The 25,051-nt window shown below is 74.4% G+C and carries 14 protein-coding genes; 8 read left to right on the top strand and 6 right to left on the bottom strand.

What is annotated here, in order from left to right; genetic code table 11:
• Positions 1 to 125: 125 nt before the first annotated feature.
• Complete coding sequence (locus SNE206_RS07615; protein ID WP_030262380.1) at positions 126 to 329, bottom strand: cold-shock protein; 204 nt, start codon at positions 327 to 329, stop codon at positions 126 to 128.
• 288 nt (positions 330 to 617) lie between these two features.
• Positions 618 to 2,867 carry an MMPL family transporter gene (locus SNE206_RS07610; RefSeq protein WP_407912594.1) on the bottom strand — a complete coding sequence of 750 codons (2,250 nt, stop codon included), beginning with the start codon at positions 2,865 to 2,867 and terminating at the stop codon, positions 618 to 620.
• Positions 2,868 to 3,388: 521 nt separating this feature from the next.
• Between SNE206_RS07610 and SNE206_RS07605 the strand changes: the two genes are divergently transcribed.
• The 3 genes from SNE206_RS07605 (at position 3,389) to SNE206_RS07595 (ending at position 7,686) form a co-directional block, all read left to right on the top strand.
• A complete protein-coding gene (locus SNE206_RS07605; RefSeq protein ID WP_407912725.1) occupies positions 3,389 to 5,623 on the top strand; it encodes an MMPL family transporter in 2,235 nt (744 codons plus the stop codon).
• Between the two features lie 105 nt (positions 5,624 to 5,728).
• On the top strand, positions 5,729 to 6,613 hold the full coding sequence (locus tag SNE206_RS07600; RefSeq protein ID WP_407912593.1) for a phosphotransferase enzyme family protein: 885 nt from the start codon (positions 5,729 to 5,731) through the stop codon (positions 6,611 to 6,613).
• A 122-nt stretch (positions 6,614 to 6,735) separates the two neighbouring features.
• Positions 6,736 to 7,686 carry a polysaccharide deacetylase family protein gene (locus SNE206_RS07595; protein ID WP_407912592.1) on the top strand — a complete coding sequence of 317 codons (951 nt, stop codon included), beginning with the start codon at positions 6,736 to 6,738 and terminating at the stop codon, positions 7,684 to 7,686.
• 100 nt (positions 7,687 to 7,786) lie between these two features.
• Here the strand turns inward: SNE206_RS07595 and SNE206_RS07590 are convergent, their stop codons facing one another.
• From SNE206_RS07590 to SNE206_RS07580, 3 genes are all read right to left on the bottom strand, one after another.
• A complete protein-coding gene (locus SNE206_RS07590; protein ID WP_407912591.1) occupies positions 7,787 to 8,521 on the bottom strand; it encodes a 3'-5' exonuclease in 735 nt (244 codons plus the stop codon).
• A gap of 173 nt (positions 8,522 to 8,694) precedes the next feature.
• Positions 8,695 to 9,948, bottom strand: coding sequence for a Dyp-type peroxidase (locus SNE206_RS07585; RefSeq protein ID WP_407912590.1), 1,254 nt, complete (start codon positions 9,946 to 9,948; stop codon positions 8,695 to 8,697).
• Between the two features lie 247 nt (positions 9,949 to 10,195).
• Positions 10,196 to 11,371 carry an SAV2148 family HEPN domain-containing protein gene (locus SNE206_RS07580; RefSeq protein WP_407912724.1) on the bottom strand — a complete coding sequence of 392 codons (1,176 nt, stop codon included), beginning with the start codon at positions 11,369 to 11,371 and terminating at the stop codon, positions 10,196 to 10,198.
• Between the two features lie 484 nt (positions 11,372 to 11,855).
• On the opposite strand from SNE206_RS07580, the gene glgX reads away from it, so the two are divergent.
• From glgX to SNE206_RS07555, 5 genes are all read left to right on the top strand, one after another.
• Positions 11,856 to 13,970: a glycogen debranching protein GlgX gene (gene glgX / locus SNE206_RS07575; protein WP_407912589.1), complete on the top strand. Its 2,115-nt coding sequence runs from the start codon at positions 11,856 to 11,858 to the stop codon at positions 13,968 to 13,970.
• Positions 13,971 to 14,051: 81 nt separating this feature from the next.
• Positions 14,052 to 16,433: a malto-oligosyltrehalose synthase gene (gene treY, locus SNE206_RS07570; protein ID WP_407912588.1), complete on the top strand. Its 2,382-nt coding sequence runs from the start codon at positions 14,052 to 14,054 to the stop codon at positions 16,431 to 16,433.
• A complete protein-coding gene (treZ, locus tag SNE206_RS07565) occupies positions 16,430 to 18,169 on the top strand; it encodes a malto-oligosyltrehalose trehalohydrolase (protein WP_407912587.1) in 1,740 nt (579 codons plus the stop codon). The genes treY and treZ overlap by 4 nt, the downstream gene beginning before the upstream one ends.
• A gap of 295 nt (positions 18,170 to 18,464) precedes the next feature.
• Positions 18,465 to 22,694: a DEAD/DEAH box helicase gene (locus tag SNE206_RS07560; RefSeq protein WP_407912586.1), complete on the top strand. Its 4,230-nt coding sequence runs from the start codon at positions 18,465 to 18,467 to the stop codon at positions 22,692 to 22,694.
• Positions 22,694 to 23,734, top strand: coding sequence for a hypothetical protein (locus SNE206_RS07555; protein WP_407912585.1), 1,041 nt, complete (start codon positions 22,694 to 22,696; stop codon positions 23,732 to 23,734). Before SNE206_RS07560 ends, SNE206_RS07555 begins: the two co-directional genes overlap by 1 nt.
• Before the next feature lie 457 nt (positions 23,735 to 24,191).
• Here SNE206_RS07555 and SNE206_RS07550 read toward each other — a convergent pair whose 3' ends face one another.
• Positions 24,192 to 25,028, bottom strand: a complete 837-nt coding sequence (locus tag SNE206_RS07550) for an MBL fold metallo-hydrolase (protein WP_407912584.1) — start codon at positions 25,026 to 25,028, stop codon at positions 24,192 to 24,194.
• Between the last annotated feature and the right edge of the window lie 23 nt (positions 25,029 to 25,051).

The following is a 25,051-nucleotide window of genomic DNA, read 5'->3' as shown; positions in this document are numbered from 1 at the left end:
CCTGGTGGGTCGGCCGTCAGGAGTGGAAGCGGGGCCGCCCCGGCCGTTCGGCGGCAATGCGCGAGGGCCCGCACCCTGGGGGTGCGGACCCTCGCTTCACAACGTGAGTCGGCTGTGCGCCGGACTCAGATGGGGCGAATGTTCTCGGCCTGCGGGCCCTTCTGGCCCTGCGTGACGTCGAACTCGACCTTCTGACCCTCGACGAGCTCACGGAAGCCCTGGGCGTTGATGTTCGAGTAGTGGGCGAAGACGTCGGCGCCGCCGCCGTCCTGCTCGATGAAGCCGTAGCCCTTTTCGCTGTTGAACCACTTCACGGTGCCGGTAGCCATGACCGTCTCCTCTTCCTGGGGGAACCAGGAGCCTGCACCTCGCAGACCCCGAGTAGCCGCGATCCCCATCCGGAGACAGAACACCGGATAAAACAAATGCGCCTGTTGGTTGGTACCAGCAGGCGCACACACACGTTCATGGGAACCAAAACTGCAACTGCACCGACTGTAGCACGGGGTGTGCGGTGATGATCGGGAGAGTTTCCCTCGTCACACCGGGGGTTGACCTGGGCACGGACGGGGCATGCACGCTGGTTCGCATGCCCCGTCCGCGGGGTGCCGTCCGGGTCAGATCCGGCCGGCCGGCTCCGGCTGCTGCTGCAGCGCGGCGCCGGTGTCGCCGTGCCCGGCGGCGTCGGCCCCGTGGCCGGGCCACCAGGCGGCGCGGCCCAGGAGCGCGGTGAGCGCCGGGGTGAAGAAGAGCGCCATCACGAACGCGGAGACGGTGATGCCGAAGGCGATGGAGAAGCCCATCTGGCTGAAGAGCGAGTTGCCCGCCAGCAGCATCGTGGCGAAGGTCGCCGCGAGGATGAAGCCCGCCGAGGCGACGGTCGGACCGGCGTGCTTGATCGCCTCGCCGGCGGCCTCGCGCGGGGTCCGGCCCTCCTTCACCTCTTCACGGAGGCGGGCGATCATCAGGATGTTGTAGTCGGTGCCGATGGCCACCACGAAGAGGTAGATGAAGATCGGCAGCATGAACATCAGGCCCGGCTCGCCGCCGAGCTTCTGGAAGACCAGCGAGGTGGCACCGAGGGTGGCGCCGAAGCCGAGGCCCACGGACGCCATCAGGTACCAGGGCGCGACGACGCTGCGCAGCTGGAGGGCCAGGATGATCAGGATCAGCAGCGCGGCGACCGGGAAGACCAGCGAGTAGTCGTGGGCCATCGCGGTGTTGATGTCCTTGTAGACGGACGTGATGCCGCCGACGTACGCCCGGGTGCCGTCGGGGGCGGCGGCGTGGGCCGCCGTGCGCAGGGCGGTGACGGTGTCGATGGCCTCGTTGGTGGCCGGTGCGTCCTTCAGCATGACGGTGAAGTCGGCGGTGAGGCCGTCCTTGCTGAGGGCGGGCTTGGGCTGCACCTGGGCGACGCCGGCGGTCCTGCCGAGGGCCTCGCCGTAGCCGGGGAGGGCCGCCGCGTCGAGCGGGGTGCCGTTGGTGGCCGTCAGGTAGACGTGGCTCGGGTCGGCGGCGCCGGCCGAGAACGCGCCCATCAGCGTGTCCTGGACGACCATCGACTCCTTGGTCTTCGGCATGGAGCTGCCGGCCAGGTCGAAGGTGCCCTTGTAGCCGAAGGCGGCGAGGGTCAGCACGAGCAGGACGAGGCCGGAGGCGAGCGCGGCGACGGCGGGGCGGCGGCGTACGGCGTCGCCCATGGTCGCGAAGCGGGTGCCCTTCTTGGCCTGCATCCAGTGCGCGGGGAAGCCGCCGCCGGGGCGGGGGCTGCGGCACCGGCCGGCGAGCCACTTGAGGTGGCGGCCGTCCCAGCGGAGCCACTCGACGACGCGGCGGAACAGCACCCGCTCGGGGAGCACGGACAGCACGGCCGGCACGAGGGTGATGGAGGCGAGGGCGGTGACGGCGACGGCGATGGCGAGGGCCGGGCCGAGCGCCTTGAACATGCCGAGGCTGGAGAGCACGAGCACGGCGAAGGCGACGACGACGGCGCCCGCGGCGGAGGCGATGGCCTCGCCGACCCGGCCGACGGCGTTGACGACGGCGTCCTTGCGCTCGTCGCCGGCCCGCAGCCGCTCGCGGTAGCGGAACATGAGGAAGAGGAAGTAGTCGGTGCCCACGCCGAAGAGCACGACGATGAGGATCGCGGACATCGACGAGTCGGCCTTGAGGCCGAAGAGCTTGCTGGCGTCGGCGATGAGGCCGTTGGCGACCATCGAGTAGACGAAGATCGACAGGATCGGCAGCAGCGCGATGATCGGGCTGCGGAAGAGCAGCCACAGGGTGAGCAGGATGATCAGCACGGTGCCGAAGCCGATCAGCGCCTCGGCGATCTTGGAGGAGTCCTGCTGGTCGAGGTTCATCGCGGCCTGGCCGCCGAGGAGCATCTTGACCGGGGTGCCGGCGGTGAGCGCGGCGCCCTCCTCGCGCAGGGCCTTGGCGGCGTCGCCGGCCTCGGGCTTCTGCATGACCGTCTTGTCGATGGCGATCATCGACAGGCCGTACCTGCCGTCCTTGGAGAACGACTGCGGGCCGACCGGCAGGACGGTCTCGACGTACTCGATGTGCTTGGCGCCGAGGCCCTGCACGACCTTGCCGACGGTGGCCTTGTCCGCCTCGTCGAGCGCGCCGCCGTCGGTGCGCTCGAACATGGCGATCGCGCCGGGCGTGAAGTTCGCCGGGAACGCCTTCTCCTGGAGCTGCGAGGCCTGGATCGACTCGTAGTGCTTGGGCAGGAACGCAGCCTCGTCGGTCTGCGCGGTGATCGTCGGCGCGGTGGCGATGATCGCGACCGCGGCGACCAGCCAGGCGCCGATCACCCACCAGGCCCGCCTGACGACGAATTGTCCGATTCGGTGGAACATGCTCGTGATGCCTCCTGGGCATGGTTCACCGCAGCCCCGGGGGGACGGAGACCGGGCAACGGCAGGACCGGCCGGGGATCATCCCCTAGCCGGTCGGCAGGTAAGTAGTGTGGGCATCCTACGCGACACTGCTCGGCGCCCGGCGGGTCACCCCGTCACCGGGGACACCCCTAGGGGGTGTCGTCCGCCCGCCCCCGTCCATCCTCACCCATGCCGGGCGGCCCCCACCTCCTGCTCCGGGTGGATCCTCCTCCCCCTCAAGGTGGACCCGACCCCTGAGACGGCCTCGGAACCCCGCGGCGGGAACCCTGCCCCGGGCCCCGGGACGCGGTAGGGAAAACCCCACCTCCGGCCTCGGGACAGACCCAGGGTCGACTCACCCGCCAGCCGGATCCCCCCCGGGCCCTCCGATTCCTAGGGTTTTCACCAGCAGCCGGGAGCCCGGACTGCCGGCCCGGCGGGCCCGAACCGCCGCTCTCCCAGGGGGACCTGTGACACCCAAACTCGGACTCGCCGCCGCCATGGGCGCGTGGAGCGCCCGGCATCGCAAGACGGCGGTGTTCGGCTGGCTGCTCTTCGTCGTCCTCGCCGCCGCCCTCGGCGGCCTGCACGGCAGCACCAAGGTGACCGACGCCGAGGCGATGCCGGGCCAGGTCACCCGGGCCGCGAAGATCCTCGACGAGGCCGGGATCACGACCCCCGCCGGGGAGACCGTGCTCGTGCAGAGCGCCACGCTGACCGCCGACGACCCGGCGTTCCGCGCCGTCGTCGAGGAGGCCGCCGCGGCCGTCACCGCCACCGGTGCCGCCGCCGACGTGCGCAGCCCGTACGACACGCAGGCGCTCTCCGCCGACCGGCACTCGGCGCTCGTCCAGTTCACCGTCAAGGGCGCCGGGGGGCGCGAGGAGGCGGTGGAGAAGGTCCCGGTGCTGCTCGACGCCGTCGCGAAGGTCCAGGCGCAGCACCGCGACCTGACCGTCGAGGAGTTCGGCGAGGCCAGCTCCGGCAAGTGGTTCCAGGACCAGTTCGCGAACGACTTCAAGCGTGCCGAGTGGACGGCCGTCCCGCTGGCGCTCGGCATCCTGCTGATCGCGTTCGGCGCGGTCGTCGCCGCCGTCCTGCCGGTGGTGCTGGCCATCACCGCGTTCGTCGCCGCGGGCGGCCTGGTCGCCCTCACCAGCGGCATGCTGCACACCAGCGACGACGCCAGCTCGGTGATGCTGCTGGTCGGCCTCGCCGTCGGCGTCGACTACTGCCTCTTCTACCTGCGCCGTGAGCGGGAGGAGCGGGCCGCCGGACGCGACGCCGCCACCGCCCTGCAGATCGCCGCCGCCACCTCGGGCCGGGCCGTCCTCGTCTCCGGCGTCACCGTGGTCGTCGCCATGGCCGGTCTCTTCCTCACCGGCATCGCCGACTTCCAGGCGATGTCCTTCGCCACCATCCTGGTCGTCGTCACCGCCGTGCTCGGCTCGCTCACCGTGCTGCCCGCCCTGCTGTCGATGCTCGGCGACCGCGTCGACAAGGGCCGGCTGCCGCTGCTGCACCGGCTGCGCCGCCCGGACACCGGCAACGGCGGACGGCTCTGGAACGCCCTGCTCACCCCGGTGCTGAACCGGCCGCTGGCCGCGACCGTCCTCGCCGGCGGCCTGCTGCTCGGCCTCGCGGCCCCGCTGCTGACCATGCACACCGCCAACCTGACCTTCCAGCAGCAGTTGCCGAAGGGCAACGCCCTGGTCGCCACCTCCCAGCGGATCGAGGCGGCCTTCCCCGGCAGCCCCGCCCCCGCGACCGTCGTGGTCAAGGCCCGGGCGATCGACTCCCCCGAGATGCGGGCGGCCATCGCCGACCTGCAGACCAGGGCCCTGGCCACCGGCCGGATGCACGGTCCGGTCCAGGTGACGCTGCACCGGGAGCAGAACGTCGCCCTGATCGACATCCCGCTCGCCGGCAGCGGCAACGACACCGCCAGCACCGAGGCGCTCGCCGCGCTGCGCGGCGACGTCGTGCCGGCCACCGTGCTGAAAGTGCCCGGCACCGAGGCCCCGGTCACGGGCAGCACCGCGGGCTCGCACGACTTCAACGAGCAGATGTCCGACTCGATGCTCCCGGTCTTCGGCTTCGTCGTGGTCTTCGCCTTCCTGCTGATGCTCTGCTCGTTCCGCTCGCTCGGCATCGCGGTGACCGCGGTGGTGCTCAACCTGCTGTCGGTCGGCGCCGCGTACGGCGTGCTCGCGCTGGTCTTCCAGCACGGCGTGGGTGCCTCGCTGGTCGGCACGGCCGGGGTCGGCGCCGTGGAGTCGTGGGTGCCGCTGTTCCTCTTCGTGATCCTCTTCGGCCTGAGCATGGACTACCACGTGTTCGTGGTCTCGCGGATCAAGGAGGCGCACGACCGCGGCCTGAGCACCCGTGCCGCCGTCTCGTACGGCATCCGCTCCACCGCCGGCGTGGTGACCAGCGCCGCCGTGATCATGGTCGGTGTGTTCGGGGTCTTCGGCACCCTCTCCATGCAGTCGATGAAGCAGATGGGCGTCGGCCTCGCGGTGGCCGTGCTCGTCGACGCCACCGTCATCCGCGCCGTGCTGCTGCCCGCCGTGATGACCCTGCTCGGCGAGCGCAACTGGTACCTGCCGCGCTGGCTGCGGTGGCTGCCCGACCTGTCGCACGGCGAGTCCTTCCCGCCGGTGACGCCCGCCGCCCCGGCCCCCGCCGGACTGCACCTGCCGGACGCGCCGTCCGCCGGACGCACCCGGGTCTGACCCGCACCCGCACCCCCGCCCCGCACCCACCGCCGGGCCCCGCCGCACGCGGGGCCCGGCCGCGGTGCGCCAGGATGGTGCGGTACGCGCACCGAGGAGCCCCCTGTGACCGCCTTCGACGAGGCCCGCGCCCGCACCCTGCTGGCCGACGCCTGCCGCACCGCCGGACTGCCCGCGCCCGACGCCGCCCGCCTGCTCGCGCTCGGCGAGAACGCCGTCCTCGACCTCGGCGCGCCGGCGGTGGTCGCCAAGATCGGCCGCGGCCCCGGCCTGCTGGCCCGCGCCGAGCACGAACTCGCCGTCGCCACCCGGCTCGACGCCCTGGGCATCCCGGTCGTCCGTCCGTACGCCCCCGCCGCCGTGACCGCCGACGGGCACCCCGTCACCTTCTGGCACCGGCTGCCCCCGGCCGTCCGCGAGGCCCGGCCCGCCGACCTCGCACCGCTGCTCCGCGCCCTGCACGCGCTGCCCGGCACCGGCCTCCCGCTCGGCCCCCGCGACCTGCTCGCCCCGGTCGACCGCTGGCTGGCCGCCGCCGACGGGCACGTCGACCCCGCCGACGCCGCGTACCTCCGCGCGCGCAGGGAGAGCTTCGTCACGGCCTCGGCCGCGCTCACCCCCCGGCTCACGCCCGGCGTCGTGCACGGCGACGCGCTCCCGCGCAACGTGCACGTCGGCCCGGACGGCCCCGTCCTGCTCGACCTGGAGAACGTCGGCGACGACCTCCGCGAGCACGACCTCGTCGTCCTCGCGCTCGCCCACGACCGGTACGGCGTACCGGCGGAGGAGTACGCGGCCTTCACCGACGCCTACGGCTGGGACGTCCGGGAGTGGGACGGTTTCGCGGTGCTGCGCGGCGCCCGGGAGACCGCCAGCGCCGCCTGGGTCGCCCAGCAGGTGCCCGGCAACCCGGCCGCGGCCGCCGAGTTCGGCAGGAGGGTCGACTCCTTGCGCCGCGGCGAGACCTCCGTACGCTGGTACCCGTTCTGAGACCCGGCACGACCGGGTCCGTCCGGAGAAGCAGGCGACGGAACCGGCGGCTCACCGCGCGGCGTCGTCCCCGGCACATGCCCCCACCCGGGGTGGCCGGTACGACGTCAGGAGTCGTCACCATGCGGATACCCAGCCCCCGAGCCCGCCGCACCGTCGGGCTCGGCCTCGCCGCGCTGCTCGCCCCCGCCGTCATCGCGGGCTGCGGCTCCGCCGAGGACCTGCACCGCGCCACCACCAGCATGGAGGGCGCCCGCACCACGGCCGCCGCCGCGCCCCTGCGGGAGGGCACCGCGGCGACGGGCACGTCCGCGAGCCCGTCGGCGGCCGTCCCCTCCCCGCGCACCGCCCCGCCGTCCGGGGGCCCGGCCCCGCGGCCGGCCACCGCCACGGCGTCCGCGGCCCCGACGGCCGCCGCCACCCCGACCGCGACCCCCACGCCCACCGCCGGCGCGAGCACCCCGCCGAAGCAGAACCAAATAATCCGCACCACCGCGGGCGGCGGCCGCACCGTCGCGCTCACCTTCGACGACGGGCCCGGCCCGGCCACCCGTCCGATCCTCGACCTGCTCGCGCAGTACCACGCGCACGCGACGTTCTGCCAGGTCGGCGACGAGGTGCGCCGCGACCCGGGCGCCGTGCGCCGCATCCTCGCCGAGGGCCACCGGCTGTGCGACCACACCGTCGACCACCCGCAGCCGCTGCACGCCCTCTCCCACGACCGCCAGGTCCACGAGATCGCCGACGCCGAGGACACCATCGTGCGCGCGGGCGGCCCCGGCACCCGGGTCGCGTGGTTCCGGGCACCCGGCGGGGACTTCACCGCCGAGAACGAGCAGATCGCCGCCGACCACGGCATGGCCTCCCTCGGCTGGTCGGTCGACCCGCGGGACTGGGCCCGGCCGGGCACCCCCGCGATCGTCGCCGGCGTCGAGCACCACCTGCGGCCCGGCGGCGTCGTGCTCCTGCACGACGGCGGCGGCGACCGCAGCCAGACCGTCGCCGCCCTGCGCGAGCTCCTGCCGTGGCTCACCGCCCAGGGCTACACCTTCGCCTTCCCCGCCGAGCACTGACCGACAGGTGCTGACCCGCGGGCACCGACCGGCAGGTACTGACCCGCGGGCACCGGCCGGCGACCGCTGACCGGCGGGCACCGGCGGCGGTGACCGCCCGTCAGCCGGCGGCGGGGACCGCCTCGGGCGCGTACGGCACGACCGGCCAGGCCGGCTCGACCGACGCCTGCGGGTCGGACGTGCGGCGCAGGTACTGCTGGAACGACGCGGCCTGCTCGGCGGCGGCCCGCACCTGCAGGGCGTGCAGGTCGGCGAGGGGGGTGCCGCCGACCGCGGGGAACACCTCGCCGAGGCGCCGGGCGACCCCGGCGGCGGCGACGGCGTCGGCGCCCGCCTGGTGGGCGGCGTCGAGCACGACGCCGTAGTGCGCGCAGAGCGCCTGCAGGTTGCGCTTGCCGCGGCGGTAGCGGTCGGCGTGCTTGTCGAGCACGAGCGGGTCGATGACCGGGGCGGGGGTGCCGCCGAGCCGCGAGGTGAGCGGGGCGACGCCGTGCCGGCGGCATTCGCGGTCGAGCAGCGAGAGGTCGTAGCGGGCGTTCATGATGACCAGCGGGATGCCGGAGCGCAGGGCGTCCGCTATGGCCCGGGTGATCTCCTCGACGGCGCCGGCGGCGGGCACGCCCCGGCTGCGGGCCTGCTCGGTGCTGATGCCGTGGATGGCACTGGCCCCGGCCGGGATGGGTATGCCCGGGTCGACGAGCCAGTGGCGCTCGGCGGAGGGGGTGCCGTCGGCCTCCAGCCGGACGAGGGCGGCGGTGACGATCCGGTCGTGCTCGATGTCGGTGCCGGTGGTCTCCAGGTCGAAGGCCAGCAGGGTGGCGCCGGGCCAGCTCATCGCGGCGCCCTCCGTCCGGTGCGGCGGTTCCGGGCGGGTGCGGTCGGCTTGCCCCTCCTGCGCGTCATCTGGCTGTCCTTCCGTCGGTCCTGCCGTGACGGGGACCATCATCGCCTGCACGTGTGACAGCCCCGCCGGGCGGGGCGCCGGCGGGGCCGTCCTCGCAGCGGGGGTCAGGTGCTCGCGAACATGCCGCTGCCCAGCCAGTCGGCGGTGGTGCGGACGCCCGGCAGGGCGAAGAAGTAGCCGCCGCCGACGGGCGCGAGGAAGGCGGCCAGCGGCTCGCCCGCGAGGCGGCGCTGCACGGCCTCGAACTGCCGCTGCACGTCGCGCTGGTAGCAGCAGAAGGCGAGGCCCATGTCGAGGCCGCCCGCGCCGTCGGTGCCGCGGTCGTAGTTGAAGCCGCGGCGGTAGATCCGGGAGTCGGCCGCCGCGGCGGTGCGCGGGTTGGCGAGGCGGATGTGGGCGTCGAGCGGGGTGACGGCGCCGTCCGGGTCGTCGGCGTAGCGCGGCGGGTCGTCCTCGGTGCTGCCGCCGAAGGGTGCGCCGGTGCCCTTGCGGCGGCCCACCATCCGCTCCTGGACCTCGACGGGTACGCCGTCCCAGGCCTCGACGAGCATCCGGATGATCCGGATGACCTGGTAGCTGCCGCCGGCGGCCCAGGCGGGCTCGCCGTCGGCGGCGGCGACCCAGACCAGCTCGTCCATCTCGCGCTGCGAGCCGGGGTCGGGGTTGACGATGCCGTCCTTGAAGCCCTGCAGGTTGCGCTGGGATCCGTCCGGGCGGCCGGCGTTCTGGAAGCCGTCGACCCGCCAGCGGGCGCGCAGCCCGCCGTCGGAGGCCTGCAGGAGGTCGCGCAGGGCGTGCAGCACGGTGTCCTGGCTGTCGGCGCAGATCTGCAGCGACAGGTCGCCGTGGAGTTCGGCGTCGCGCAGGGAGTCGTCGGGGAAGGCGGGCATCGCGGTGAGCCGGGCGGGACGGGCCGCGCCGAGGCCGTAGCGGGTGTCGAAGAGCGAGGCGCCGACGCCGACGGTGACGGTGAGGTTGTCGGCGGGGAGGTCCGCCCCGAGCATGCCGTTGTCGCCGTCCGGGGCGGGGCCGCCCGCGGTGAGGAGGCGGATCCGGTCGGTGAGGGTGCGCAGGAGGAGTTCGAGGGCGGCGCGGTCCCGGGAGTGGACGTCGCAGGCGAGGAAGGTCGCGAAGCCCTGGGCGGGGGTGGTGATGCCCGCCTGGTGGGGGCCGAGGAAGGGGACGGCGGTGCGCACCAGGCGGGGGGCCGCCGCGGGGGCCGCCGCCGCGGGCCGGCCGCCGGCGAGGACGACGGTGCCGGCCGCGCCCGCGGCGAGCGCGGCCTTGACGACGCCGCGCCGGCCCGGCCGGGCGGGCGCGAAGGGGCAGGAGCCGGTGGCTATGGGCTGGCTGGGCATCGGGTGACTCCCGGGGTGTCGGCGGGGCGGGCGGCGGCGCGGCGCCCGTACGGCCGCGGGGCCGCCGGATGCTGCGCATCCGCACCAACGGTGCCGGTCGGACGGTCGCCGGACGACCGCCCGGGCCCGGCCCGTACGAGCCGTCCCGGCGTGAACTCCGCTTCTCTGCTGCAGACTTGACCGAAGGTCCGGCCGGTCGGGCGTCTCCCGCACGGGTGAGGCCGGGTGCGCCGACTGGCCCTGCCGGTCAGGAGACCGCGCGGGAGTCCGCCCAGCTGCCCTCGAACTCCTCGCGGTAGACCTCCAGCAGGCCGGGCTCGGTGCCGCCGGGCTCCTGGCCGGCGCCGCCGCGCAGCACCAGGGCGGGCGATTCGATGCCGCGGGCGCGGCGCAGGTAGGGCTGCACCACGCCGACGTCACCGCCGCGCCGGCGGCCGGTCTGGCCGGGCGTCCGGGGACCCTCGACGAGGTAGGCGGTGAAGCGGGGCATCTCGTCGAAGACCCGGATCTCGAAGCCGCCGGGGTCGCGGAGCCGGGCGCGCACCCGCCGCACGTGCATGATGTTCATCTCGATGGAGCGGGCCAGCTCGCCGCGGCCGATGCCGAGTTCGCGTTCGCGGCGGCGCACGGCGCTGCTGGCGGGGTTGAGGAAGAGCAGCCGGACGCGGCAGCCTTCGGTGGCGAGGCGGACGAGGCGCTTGCCGGTGTAGTTCTGGCAGAGCATGCCGAGGCCGATGCCGAGGGCGTCGAGGCGGCGGGCGCCGTCGAGGAGGTCCTCGACGGGCAGCTCGCGCTGGAGGCGGACGCGGTCGGCGTGGACGGCGACGACGTCGGCGTAGCGCCCGGCGACGAGTTCCTCGACGACGTCCGCGGGCACCCCTCCGCCGCCGCCGTCGAGGAGGCTGAGCAGGCGGGCGGCGGCGCGCTCGGTCTGGTCGAGGACGGTGCGCGAGAGGCTGCGGTTGCGGGAGACGACGTGCCGGGCGACCTCCAGCTCGTCGAGGGCGAGCTCGACCTCGCGGCGGTCGAGCACGTACGGCTCGAAGCAGGGCCAGTGCTGCACCATGAGCTCGCGCAGCTGCGGCAGGGTGAGGAAGACGAGGGGGTCGTCGTCGACGGGGTCGAGGAGGTAGCCCTTGCGGCGGCTGATCTCGCGGACGGCGCCGGCGCGCAGCACCCACTCCTCGCCGGCGGGGCCGGCGGCGGCGGTGACCCAGTCCTCGCCGTGGGCGGGGGCGTAGACGGGGCGCAGCGCCTCGTCGACGAGGGCGCGCAGGCGCTGTTCGACGAGGTTGAGCCAGACGTAGGCGCGCCCGGCGAGGCGGACGCGGCGGTAGGCGTTCTCCCATTCGCCGGGGGTCCAGGCGGGCGGGGGCCCGTCGGGGCCGGGCGGGGCGGTGCGGCCGGAGTGGCCGGAGCGCATGACGACGGTCTGGGCCTCGCTCCGGCCGGGGCCCGGCTCCGGCCCGTCGAGGCTGTCGCCCCGGCCGTCCGCGGGGAACCCCATGCAGTACCTCACCTCTCGGCCGCCAGTCACGCTGCGTGACGGTCCGTCCACTGACACGTTCTCGGCCATGGCGGTCCCGGCAGCGCCTGCGCCCGCATGGAACCGGCGGTGCGCGGCGCCGGACGATCAAGGGTACTGCCCGCTCCCGGCGGGACGCAGCCCGTTGACGGCACAACAGTTCCGGGGGTGGCAGGCGACACGGGCGAGCGCCGGGTTTTCGCGCCACGGACACCCGTTCGGGCGAACAACGGGTGAATGGGCTCGGTCGGCGGCCGGGCGTTGGGGAGTATGCGCATGTGCCGTGCGTCACGGTACGGACGGTCCGCACATGCCCCGGCACCCCACCGGGCAGATCCGAGGGAGCGCCAGTTCCCCCACGCAGCAAGGAAATTGAGGTCTCATGCAGGTCTGGCCAGGGCAGCCGTACCCGCTCGGCGCCACGTACGACGGGGCCGGCACCAACTTCGCGGTGTTCTCCGAGGGTGCCGACCGGATCGAGCTGTGCCTGCTCGACGAGGACGGCTCCGAGACGGCGATCGAGCTCCGCGAGACGGACGCCTTCGTGCGGCACGCCTACCTGCCAGGCGTGCAGCCCGGCCAACGGTACGGTTTCCGGGTGCACGGCCCGCACAATCCGGGTCTGGGCCAGCGGCACAACAGTGCGAAGCTGCTGCTCGACCCGTACGCGAAGGCGATGAGCGGCGACATCGACTGGGACGAGTCGGTGTACGGCTACCACTTCGGCGCTCCGGAGCGGCGCAACGACCTGGACTCGGCGCCGCACACCATGCACTCGGTGGTGATCAACCCGTACTTCGACTGGGGCACCGACCGGCCGCCGCGCACCGACTACCACCGCACGGTGCTGTACGAGGCGCACGTGAAGGGCCTGACCCGGCTGCACCCGGAGATCCCGGAGGAGATCCGCGGCACGTACGCGGCGCTGGCGCACCCGGCGCTGATCGAGCACCTGGCGAAGCTGGGCGTCACGGCGATCGAGCTGATGCCGGTGCACCAGTTCGTGCGCGACCACCGGCTGCGCGACCTGGGGCTGTCGAACTACTGGGGCTACAACACCGTCGGGTACTTCGCCCCGCACTCCTCCTACTCCTCGACGGGTGACCGCGGGCAGCAGGTGCAGGAGTTCAAGTCGATGGTGAAGGCGCTGCACGCGGCGGGCATCGAGGTGATCCTCGACGTGGTCTACAACCACACCGCCGAGGGCAACCACCTGGGTCCGACGCTGTCGTTCCGCGGCCTGGACAACGCCTCGTACTACCGGCTGGCGAAGGACCGCCGGTTCTACGAGGACACCACCGGCACGGGCAACAGCCTGCTGATGCGCAGCCCGCACGTACTGCAGATGATCATGGACTCGCTGCGGTACTGGGTCACCGAGATGCACGTCGACGGCTTCCGCTTCGACCTCGCCGCCACCCTCGCCCGGCAGTTCCACGAGGTCGACCGGCTGTCGTCGTTCTTCGACCTCGTCCAGCAGGACCCGGTCGTCTCCCAGGCCAAGCTGATCGCCGAGCCCTGGGACCTCGGCGAGGGCGGCTACCAGGTCGGCAACTTCCCGCCGCTGTGGACGGAGTGGAACGGCATGTACCGCGACACCGTCCGCGACCTGTGGCGCGGCGAGAACGCCACGCTCGCCGAGTTCGGCTCCCGCCTCACCGGCTCCTCCGACCTCTACCAGGACGACGGCCGCCGCCCGATCGCGTCCATCAACTTCGTCACCTGCCACGACGGCTTCACCCTGCGCGACCTCGTCTCCTACAACGAGAAGCACAACGCCGCCAACCACGAGCAGAACCGCGACGGCGAGTCCCACAACCGCTCGTGGAACTGCGGCGCCGAGGGCGACACCGACGACGCCGGCGTGCTGGAGCTGCGCGCCCGCCAGCAGCGCAACTTCATCGCCACCCTGATGCTCTCCCAGGGCGTGCCGATGCTCGCGCACGGCGACGAGTTCGGCCGCACCCAGCAGGGCAACAACAACGCCTACTGCCAGGACAACGAGCTGACCTGGGTGGAGTGGCCCTCCGGCGGCGACGCCGCGCAGCTGCTGGAGTTCACCCAGGGCATGATCTGGCTCCGCCGCGACCACCCGGTCTTCCGCCGCCGCCGCTTCTTCCACGGCCGCCCGGTCTCCGGCACCCACGACGACCTCACGGACATCGCCTGGTTCACCCCCGGCGGCGAGGAGATGACCGGCCAGGACTGGTCGACCAGCTACGCGAAGTCGCTCACGGTCTTCCTCAACGGCCACGCCATCTCCGAGCCGGACCGGCGCGGCGGCAAGATCGTCGACGACTCGTTCCTCCTGATGTTCAACGCGCACTCCGCGCCGCTGGAGTTCACCGTGCCCGCCGACCACGGCGACGCCTGGCAGGTCGCCGTCGACACCAGCCGGCCGGTCCTGCCGGCCCGCGGCACCGGCACCCGGGTCAAGGCCGGCGACGTCCTCTGGCTGGAGGACCGGTCGCTGATGGTGCTGCAGCGGCCGGCCTGACCGGGGCCCGGCAGGGGCCGCGGTGGGCCATTCGTGCCACCCCGGCGATAGCCGGCCCCCGGCGCGGGTAGGCATCACCGCATGACCTCCGCCGCCGCACACCCACCGACGGCCAGCTACCGGCTCCAGCTCCAGCCGGGCTTCACCCTGCACGACGCCGAGCGCGCGGTGCCCTACCTGGCCGCGCTCGGCGTCTCGCACGTGCACCTGTCGCCGCTGCTGCAGGCCGCCCCCGGCTCCACGCACGGCTACGACACGGTCGACCACAGCCGCATCAGCGAGCAGCTCGGCGGGGAGGACGCCCTCAGATCGCTGGCCGCCGAGGCGCACCGGCACGGGCTGCACCTGATCGCCGACGTGGTGCCCAACCACATGGCCCTGCCGGTGCCCGAGCAGCTCAACCAGCCGCTGTGGCACGTCCTGCGGGACGGCCCCGGCTCCCGGTACGCGGACTGGTTCGACATCGACTGGACGGCGCAGCCCGGCCCGGTCGGCGAACCCGGCCGCGGCCGGCTGATCCTGCCGCTGCTCGGCGACCGGCTCGGCAGCGTCCTCGGCCAGCTGACCGTCGACAAGGACGTGCTCCGCTACCACGACCACGCGTTCCCGCTGCGGCCCGGCACCGAGAACCTCCCCCTGCCCGCCCTCCTCGACCGCCAGTGGTACCGCCTCGCCTGGTGGCGGCTGGCCAGCAGCGAGCTGAACTACCGCCGCTTCTTCGCCATCAACGACCTGATCGCGGTGCGGGTCGAGGTGCCCGAGGTCTTCCGGGCCACCCACGCGGTGCTGCTGCGCCTGCACGGCGAGGGCGTGCTGGACGGCTTCCGCGTCGACCACCCCGACGGCCTCGCCGACCCGCGCGGCTACCTGCGGCACCTCGCCGACGCCACCGGCGGCGCGTACACCGTCGTCGAGAAGATCCTCACCGGCGACGAGCGGCTGCCCGCCGACTGGCCGTGCGCGGGCACCACCGGCTACGACGCGCTGCGCCGGATCGACGGGGTGCTCACCGACCACGCCGGTGCGGAGCGGCTGATCGCCTCCTACCAGCGGGACGTCGCCGACCGCACCTCGGCCGCCGAGGCGGCGCTGCGCGGACGCGCCGAGCTGACCGGCCCGCACGGCGAGCTCGCCGCCGAGGTCGACCGGCTGCTCCGGATCGTCCGGCGGATCTGCGCCGCCGAGCCCGGTCTCGCCGACCACCGGCTGCCCGACCTGCGGGACGCGCTCCGCGGCCTGCTCACCGGCCACCCCGTCTACCGGCCGTACGTGGTGCCCGGCGAGGACCCCCCGCCGGAGGCGGTCGAGCACCTCGCCGGGCCCGCCGGGGCCGACCCGCGCGGGGCGGACCGGCTGCTGCGCGACCTCGCGCTCGGCCGGCTCGGGCGCAGCACCGAGAAGGACGAGTTCTGCCGGCGGTTCGCCCAGACCACGTCCGCGGTCGCCGCGAAGGGCGTCGAGGACACCGCCTTCTACCGGTGGAACGCCCTGGTGGGTCTCAACGAGGTCGGCGGCGACCCGGGCCGGCCGGGGCTGAGCCCGGCGGCGTTCCACCGCTGGTGCGCCGCGCAGGAGCGCGACTGGCCCGCCGGGATGACCGTGCTCTCCACCCACGACACCAAGCGCAGCGCCGACGCCCGCGCCCGGCTGGCCGTCCTCGCCGAGCTGCCGGAGGCGTGGGCCGCGGAGTGCGCGGCCTGGACGACCGCCGCCGGGCCCTGCCCGGACCGTGCCACCGCCTGGCTGCTGTGGGAGACGATGGTCGCCGCCTGGCCGATCGACGAGGAACGCCTCGTGCAGGTGGTGCTGAAGTCCGTGCGCGAGGCGAAGGTGCGCACCTCGTGGACGCAGCCCGACGAGGCGTTCGAGCGGACCCTGACGGCGTACGTCCGAGGGGTGTTCGGCAACGCCGGGCTGTGTCCGCGGATCGCCGGGTTCGGGCAGCTCCTCGCCCCGTACGCGCGCAGCAACAGCCTCGCCGCGGCGCTGCTGCACCTGACGGTGCCGGGCGTGCCGGACCTCTACCAGGGCAGCGAGGAGCCGCTGTACACGCTGGTCGACCCGGACAACCGGGCGCCGGTCGACCTGGGCGCCCTCGCGGTGCGGCTGACCGACTCGCCCGCCGAGCGCGGCGGCGACCTCGCCCGGGAGAAGCTGCACCTGACGACGACGGCCCTGCACCTGCGCCGCACGCGCGAGCTGGGCGCCTACCGGCCGGTGGCGGCGGACGGGCCGGCCGCCGCGCACCTGCTGGCGTTCGGGCGCGGCCCGGGCGTGCTGGCGGTGGCGACCCGGCTGCCGTACGGTCTGCAGCGGGCCGGGGGCTGGGGGGACACGGTGCTGGAACTGCCGGAGGGCCGGTGGACGGACGAGCTGACGCAGCGCCACTACGAGGGCGGGCGGCTGCCCGTGTCGTGGCTGCTGGAGCGGCTGCCGGTGGCGCTGCTGACGGAGGACCGATGACGACGTACCGGGTGTGGGCGCCCGACGCGGACCTGGTCGAGGTGGAGGTCGCCGGCACGTCCTACCCGATGGTGCGGGAGGGCGACGGCACGGACGGCTGGTGGCACGGCGCCGCGCCGGCGGGCGACTACGGCTTCCGCCTGGACGGCGGCCGGGCCCTGCCCGATCCGCGCTCCCCGCGGCAGCCGGACGGACCGGACGGGCTCAGCCGCGCGGTCGACCACGCGGCGTTCGCCTGGTCCGACACGCCGTGGCACGGCCGGGCCCTGCCCGGCAGCGTGCTGTACGAGCTGCACGTGGGCACCTTCACCCCGGCGGGGACGTTCGACGCCGCGGCGCAGCACCTCGACCACCTCGTCGACCTCGGGGTCGACCTGGTCGAGCTGATGCCGGTCTGCCCGTTCCCCGGCCGGTACGGCTGGGGCTACGACGGGGTGTCGCCGTGGGCGGTGCACGAGCCGTACGGCGGCCCGGACGGGCTGAAGCGGTTCGTCGACGCGGCCCACCGCCGGGGGCTGGGCGTGGTGCTGGACGTCGTGCACAACCACCTCGGGCCGTCCGGCAACTACCTTCCGGTGTACGGCCCGTACTTCACCGACCGGCACCACACGCCGTGGGGCGCCGCGGTCAACCTCGACGCGCCCGGCTCCGACGAGGTGCGGCGCTACCTGATCGGCAGTGCGCTCGCCTGGCTGCGCGACTACCGGATCGACGGGCTGCGCCTGGACGCCGTGCACGCCCTGGCCGACGACCGGGCCCGGCACTTCCTGGAGGAGCTCTCCGACGAGGTGGCGCAGCTGGCCGCGGCCACCGGCCGCCCGCTGTTCCTCATCGGCGAGTCGGACCTCAACGACCCGCGCACCACCAACCCGGTGCAGGCCGGCGGGCTCGGCCTGACCGCGCAGTGGAGCGACGACTTCCACCACGCGCTGCACACCCTGCTGACCGGCGAGTCCGGCGGCTACTACGCCGACTTCGCCGCCGACCCGTACGCGGCCTGCGCCAAGGCGCTGACCCGGGGCTTCTTCCACGACGGCAGCCGGTCGTCGTTCCGGGGGCGCGCGCACGGGCGGCCGTTCCCCCCGGCGTACGGCCACCGGCTGCTCGGCTACGCGCAGACCCACGACCAGATCGGCAACCGGGCGCGGGGCGACCGGCTGTCCGCGTCGCTCTCCCCCGGGCGGCTGGCCGCGGGGGCGGCGCTCGTGCTGACCTCGCCGTTCACGCCGATGCTGTTCATGGGCGAGGAGTGGGCGGCGGGCACGCCCTGGCAGTACTTCACCGACCACCAGGACCCGGCGCTCGCCGAGGCCGTCCGGCAGGGCCGGCGCCGGGAGTTCGGCGCGCACGGCTGGCAGCCGGACGACGTCCCGGACCCGCAGGCGCGGGCCACGGTGCTGGCCTCGGTGCTGGACTGGTCCGAGCGCACCCGGGAGCCGCACGCCGCCGTCCTCGACTGGTACCGGCGGCTGATCCGGCTGCGCCGGGAGCACCCCGGGCTCACCGGGCCCGACCTCGGCGCCGTCCGGGTCGGGCACGACGCAGCGCAGCAGTGGCTGGTGGTGCACCGCGGCCCGTACCGGGTCGTCGTGCACCTGGGCACGGACGGCCCGCGGCGCGTCCCGCTCGACCGGCCGTACGCGGCGACGCTCGCGCTGTTCGGCGACGCCTGGCCGGCCTCCGACGGGGCGCTGCACCTGGCGGCGGAGTCCACGGCGGTCGTGCGGGTGGAGTGAGCACGCCCGGCCGGCAGTCGATCTGACGTTCCGTCACGAACGGGTTGCACGGTGACCCGTTCCGCCCGCGGGCGGGCGCCACCGGCCTACCCTTCCCCCATGCCGGCGTTCCCGCCCGGCCCGGTCCGCCCCTCCGTCGTGCTCCGTCGTGCTCCCCGGCCGATTCCCCCGCGCCGGTGTGTGCCGCACCTGGCCGGGGAGGATTCCCCGCGGCAGCCTGCTGCACGGAGAAGCGCCGGGACCGGTCGGGACCGCGCACTTCCGGCCGGCCGGAACCGCACACCTGGGGGCAGCCTTGAGCACGGAGTGGTACGAGAACGAGCAGTGGGCCGACATCCCGCTCGGCCGGGACGGCAGGTCGGGCACCGCACGGGCCCTCTTCCCGCGGGACACCGAGTGGATCCGCCGGTGGTCCTGCTACGCCGAGGTCATGGACACCGTCCTCCGGCACACCGACGACAGCCTGGAGTCGCTCTTCCCGAAACTCGGCGACCCGCACCTGCGCGTCTACCAGGAGCTCGCCGACCCGATGCACTTCCACACCGCCTCCCTGGAGGACACCGGGCGCAGGCTCCACCAGCTGGTCGTGGCCGCGGTGCGCCGTCTGGCGGAGGACGAGGAGGCCCTGCTCTCCGAGTTCGCCGACCTGCCCGCCCCGCAGAGCCAGCAGGCCCGCGAAGCCGTCCAGGCCTGGAACTGCGCCCTCGCGAGCCCCGGACAGTTCACCAAGGCCGCACGGCGGTGGGCCTCGCTCTTCCGCAACCAGATCACCACCAAGTCGTACGAGCGCACCATGCGCGACCGCCTCTGGCGGCACGGCCTCGCCAAGCCCGACGACTACCCGCCGACGTGCGCCCGCGGGCTGCAGACCCTGACCCGGGTGCTCGACGACGCCATGCGGCCGTACCTGCGGGTCGGCGCCGCCGAGGACGCCGACCTCGTCGACCAGCTGCTCCCCACCTCCATCGCCCGGCGCATCCGGCGCGACGCCGAAGGGCTCAAGCGCAAGCGCCAGGAGTACCCGCCCGAGGTGGTCGACAGCCTCGGCATCGACGAGGACGGCTACACCGACCTGCTCGCCGCCGCCCTGCCCCGGCTGCGCGGCTGCATCGCCAAGGGCGAGTCGATGCTGGTGCTCGGCCCCACCTCCAGCGGGAAGAGCCGGATCGGCCGGATCGCCGTCTGCCACGCCATCACGCGGGCGCAGCGCCGACACGGCCGGGCGATCGTGCTGCTGCCCACCAAGGCCCTGGTGAACCAGGCCGTCGCCGAATGGCGCGACTTCCTGGAGGACACCCCGTACCGGGACTGGCGCATCCTGCCGGGCTCGCGGGACCACGCCCAGAACGACGAGGCGATCGCCCGCCGGGAGTTCGACATCGCCGTCATCATCCCCGAGAAACTGGCGGGACTGCTCGCCGGCGGGATGACGCTCGACGGCTGCGACATCGTGATCGTCGACGAGCTGCAGAACCTGGCGGACCCGCAGCGCGGGCCCCGGCTGGAGATGCTGATGACCTCGATCCGCGCGCAGTACAAGATCCCGATGATCGGGCTGTCCGCCACCCTCACCGAGCAGGCCGCCGAGGACGTCCGGCGGTGGCTGCAGATCGAGCCGTCCGCGGTCATCAGCAGCAGCCGCCGTCCCGTGCCCCTCGACCTCGCGGTCTGCGACGAGCAGCAGGCACGGGTCCGGACCGCCGAACTCCAGGAGCTCCGCCGGGAACAGCACCTCAGCACGCTGCTGCGGCAGTGGGAACGCGACCCGGACCTCAAGCGCCAGTTGCAGGCCGTCGGCGCCTACCGGCGCGCCCTCGCCCTGGCCGTGTCGCTCCTCAAGGGCAGCGCCGCCGTCCACAACGGCGACGTGCACAGCGTGCTGTGCTTCGTCGGCTCGCGCGAGGACGCGCAGAAGCTCACCCGGATGGCCCAGACCCTCCTGGACCGCGACCCCGGCATGCGCCAGGTCGACCCGGACTCCAACCCCTTCCTCGGCCGCTTCAGCAGCCTCGACGAGGAGACCGCGCAGCAGCGCAACCGCACGCTCCTGCGCTTCCCGCACAAGGCGCTGCGCGACTCCGTGGCCCGGTCCCTGCGCACCGGCGTCGGCTACCACTCCGCCCGGCTGGAGCAGGACATGCGGGTGGAGGTGGAGACCGCCTTCCGGGACGGCGTCATCCGGCTGCTCTTCGCCACCGACACGCTCAAGCTCGGGATCAACCTGCCCGCCGACGCGGTCGTCGTCGCCTCCGTCACCACCCCGACCGGCAACGGCAAGAGCCAGGTGCTCAACCGCGACACGGTGGCCCAGCGGCTCGGCCGGGCGGGCCGCCTCGGCATCGGGGTGAGCCCCCGCGGCTACGGCTACCTGGTGGTGCCGGAGAAGCGGCCGACGAAGCACCGCGTCGAGTTCGAGGAGACCGAGCTCGTCGGCCTCGCGGAACTCGTACCGCCCACCGTCGACAGCGAGCCCGACATCGACCGCGCCCTGCGGGCCCTCATCGACGTGGACGCCGTCTTCCGGCACTACATCGGCTACACCTCCCCCGGCGCGGCGATCTCCTCCCGCGTCGACGAGACCTGGTTCTCCACGCAGCTGCTGCACTGGGCGGTGCGCGAGGGCGTGCCGCTGCGGCGCAGCGCACTCCAGGAGCAGACCCTGGCCTTCTACGGCGCCTCGCTCGGCGCGGTCACCGACGTGCCGCCGCCCGACCCCGCGGCCGTCGTCGGACGGCTGGAGAGCTACGACCTCATCACGGCGGTCGACGACGGCGGGGGCCCGGAGGGCGGGGGCGCAGGGGGCGGGGGTGCGGAGGACGGGGGCGCGGGGGGTGAGCACCTCATGGTCACCGGCCTCGGCCGGGCGGTCGCCGCGTCCGGGCTGCCGTTCGAGGACTCGGCGACCGTGGAGCAGCTGATGCGGGCGGGCGCGGAGGGCGCCGGCGACCTGTCGCTGCTCTGGCTGGCCACCCGGTCGCGCCACGTCCGGGAGACCACGAACTGGATCTCCATAGTGCCGCAGCTCGACGACGACCCGGCCGAGCAGGCGCAGCGGCACAACGCCATGGATCTCGCCCGCGTGTTCGCGGCTCCTCCCGGGGACCGGGCCGTGCACGCCCGCCTGCTGCGCAGCGCGAACTTCGTCGACGCCCTGCCGGACCGCGACCTGCTGGGCCGGGGGGCCGTCGCCGACGAGCTGCGGCAGCTCGTGGACGGCCCGGCGCCGGACCCGGGGCCGGAGAAGATCAACGCGCTGCTGCGCGCCTGCGTGCTGCTGCTCTGGAAGGAGGGCTGCCCGCTGGCGCTGATCGAGACGGCCGTGCAGGAGAACCTCAAGATCAAATCGCGTCGGGGCGAGCGCACCGTCAACATCCACTCCGCCGACGTGCGTTCGCTCGGCGGGAACACCAGCTACCTCTTCGACGCGGTGCGCGAGCTCACCGGGGTCCGCCCGCAGGGGACGGACTTCCGGCGGTTCGAGGCGCTGGCGGAGAGCGTGGAGTTCGGCGTGCCGCCGGTGCTGGTGCCGCTGGCCCGGCTGTTCCTGCGGGCGACCCACCGGGAGCGCATCGTCGGCCTGATCCCGCTGCTGCGGGCGAACCCGGAGTACCGCTTCGACAGCCACGCCGAGATGGTCGACCGCTACATGCGCCGGCCCGCGACGCCGCCACGGGACCGCGCCCTGGCCCGGGAGCTGGCGCAGTTCGCGCTCACCGACGCCGAACGGGCCCAGGTCCGCGGGGAGCTGGACAAGATCGACCAGCGGCGGCGGCGCGGGCTGCGGCTGCCGCCCGAGCTGCGGCAGTCGCTGCTGCCGGGCACCGACGGGTACACCCTGGAGGACGCGCTCGACCAGCTGTCGCGCCGCGACGGCGAGCACACGCCGCGGCAGGCGACGCGCATCCTGACCTCGTTCGGCCTGGACGTGGAGGACGGCGAGGACGGCACGATCGTGCTGCGCAGCCGGCTCACGCCGGAGCTGTCCGCCCGGATGGCCGTGCACACCGACGAGTTCCGCGTGGGCGACCTCGAACGGGCCCGCGGACGTGCGGACATCGTGCTCGCCTGCGCGGGCACGACCGACGGGGTGCGGATCGCCGAGATCCGCTCCGACCGGCCCAACCCGGTCGTCGTGCAGCCCACGATCCTGCTGGAGGCGGCGGCACGGATCGCCCGCCTCACCGGCCCCGAGGAGCAGGACCGCGGGCCCGACCTCCTCGCGCTGCTGTCCGGGCTCCATGCCGCGGACGGCCCCGGGGACGACCCGGCCGCGGAGGCCGACGGATGGGACGGGGACCGCTGGGACGACGAGGCCGCCTGGGAGGAGCTCGACGACGGCCGCGCCGACCTGCGCGGCCACGAGGCCTCCCGCGGGGGGCACCGCCTTCTGGAACTCCTCACCGCCGCGCCGCCCGTCCTGGGGCGCACCGAACTCAACCGCCTGGTCGCCGGGATGACCGTGGCACCGCCACCCGCGATCCCCGCCGCCCACCGGGCGGACCGTACCGTCGAGGAGACCGTCTGATGCCCCGCTTCAGCCTGGGAGTGTTCGTCGACGCGCACCACCTCGTGGGCGTCGAACAGCGGACCCGTGACGCCGCCGACCTGCTGGAGCGGCTCCAGCTGGCCGCCGAGCAGATGTGCATGGCGAGTGGCGTCGCGCACCGCGTCGTCCTGGCCGACTGTTCGGACCCGGAGGCCAGGAGCATCGCCGAGGACTTCGGCGAGCACGGCTTCCGGATGCGCCACGTCCCCCGGGCGGGGGCGGGCACCGCGGGCCAGGTGCTCGCCGCCGAGGTGTTCGAGGCCCTCGCGGGGCAGCCCGACCTGCTGACGGTGGCGGTCGTCGCCGGGCAGGAGACGCACCTGCCGCTCGCCGAACCGCTGCACCGGACCGGCCGGGTGCTCATCGTCTGCTCCGCGGGCCCGGCGGACTTCCGCGGGTGCGCCGACCATGTCATCGCCCTGCCGCTCGGCCTCGCCGGGCTGCGCACCCGGGTGCTGGAGGCCGTCGGGGTGCTGCGCGCCGAGGGGGTCGCGTCGGCGGACATCGCCAAGCTGGAGAACGTGCTCCGCCGCGACCCGGCCGGATACCGGGCCGCGGACTACGGGGTGCGGACCCGGGAGGTGCTGCGGTCGCTGTCCGGCGCGGGGTTCACCTTCCGGCACCCCGACCGCATCGAGCTGCACGGGGAGGTCGCGGCGGTCACGCCGTCCGCGGGACACCTCCCCCCGCAGGTCGTCCCCGACCTGTGCCGGTCGCTGGCGGAGGTGACGGGCCATGACGTCGACGACGTGGTCGGCGCGGTGGGGGCGGTCCTCGGCGCCGTGGGCGGGAGCCCGGTCGTGCGGGCCGCCGCGGCGGGCCCGGACGGGCTGAAGCTGGCGCAGGTGGTGGCGGGCGTCAAGGTCGTGGCCCCGGCGTACAAGCTGTCCGGTGTGTCCACGACGGACCTGTTCCGCCGGGCCGCGGCGGGCTCCGACTGGACGGTCTGGCAGAACCCGGAGCAGCCGGCCGACGTCCGGCTGCGGCTCCCCTCCCCGACGGACGGGGCGGAGGCCTGACGGCCCGCCGGCTCTCCGGCCGCTCCCCTGTCCGTTCCCCGGTCCGTTCCCCGGTCCGTTCCCCGAGGAAGTCTCCGCAGCGGCTGGCCGGGGAACCGTCCCCCGGCCAGTCTGGGGACAGCCCGGAAGGACCGGGTGCCCGCGTCGTCCGCGGGCAGGCACGGGAGGGAGGAAGGAGAGATGTCGAGCAGCCCGTACGCCCGCCGGGAACACCGGTGGTTGACGGTCGGCCTCGTGCTGACCGCGATCGACATCCTGGTCACCGTGGCCGACCTGGTGTCGCGGTTCGTGTAGGCCGGGACAGTGGAACCCTCCGACCTCAATTCGGAGGGTTCCACGTGTCGTTCCATTCAAGCACCCGGCCACGCACAGCACCATGGCCCGCGGGCGCGCGCGCAGGCGGATCCGTCCCGTGCGCGCGCCCGCGGCGGTGACGGGCGGGCCGGCGGGCGCGGCGTCAGCCGGGCTTGCAGACGACGAAGCGCGGGTACGGGTGCCGGCCGGGGCGGTCGCCGATCTCGCGGCAGGCCGCCACCAGGTCGTGCAGGTCGGCGACGGCGAGTTCGAGCGGCGGCTCGTCGGGCTGGTAGGTGGTGCGCACCGGGTGGTCGACGCCCGGCTCGCCGGTCATCTCGATGTGGCAGCCCAGCACGTGGGTGACGGGGCGGGTGTCCGCGAAGGCCGCGAGACGCTCCGCGGTGCGGGTGAAGGCCGCCCAGTCGTCGACGTACAGGCGGCCCGGGTAGACGGTGTCGCCGGTGAGCAGGAAGCCCGTGCGCGGGTCGAAGTACGTGACGGCGCCCGGGTGGTGGCCCGGCGTGGCCAGGCACTCCAGCACGCGGCCGCCGAGGTCGAGCGGGCGCGCCTCCTCCCCGCGGAAGCCGAACCACGCGAGCGTCTCCCCCGCGGGCACGAGCTCGGTGCCGGGACGGTCGGCGAACTGCGCGTCGCCGGCGGTGTGGTCGCCGTGGCCGTGCGAGTGCAGGACGAGCAGCCGGTAGTCCTCGCGCGGGTGGGCGGCCAGCCACTGCTCGACGAGGCCGTCGACGGTGCGGCGCAGCGGGAAGTACGCGGCCTGGGCGGTCGCGCCGGTGTCGATCAGGACGGCCCGCTCCTCGCCGAAGAGGAGGAAGAGGAACGGCGCCTCGTAGTCGACCGCCTTGTTCTGCCGCAGGATCACCGTGTGCGGGTCGTGGGCGAACACCTGGATGTCCGGGTCGGTGTTGTGCTTCGCCGACGGCGAGCCGTGGATCCATCGGACGTCCAGCGGCGGGTGGAGGTGGTGCGCGGTCATCGGGGCCCCTTTCGTCCGCGAAG

This window comes from Kitasatospora sp. NE20-6, assembly GCF_045862635.1.
Note: the sequence above shows the minus strand (reverse complement) of the source record. Positions and strands in the feature narration are given on the sequence as shown.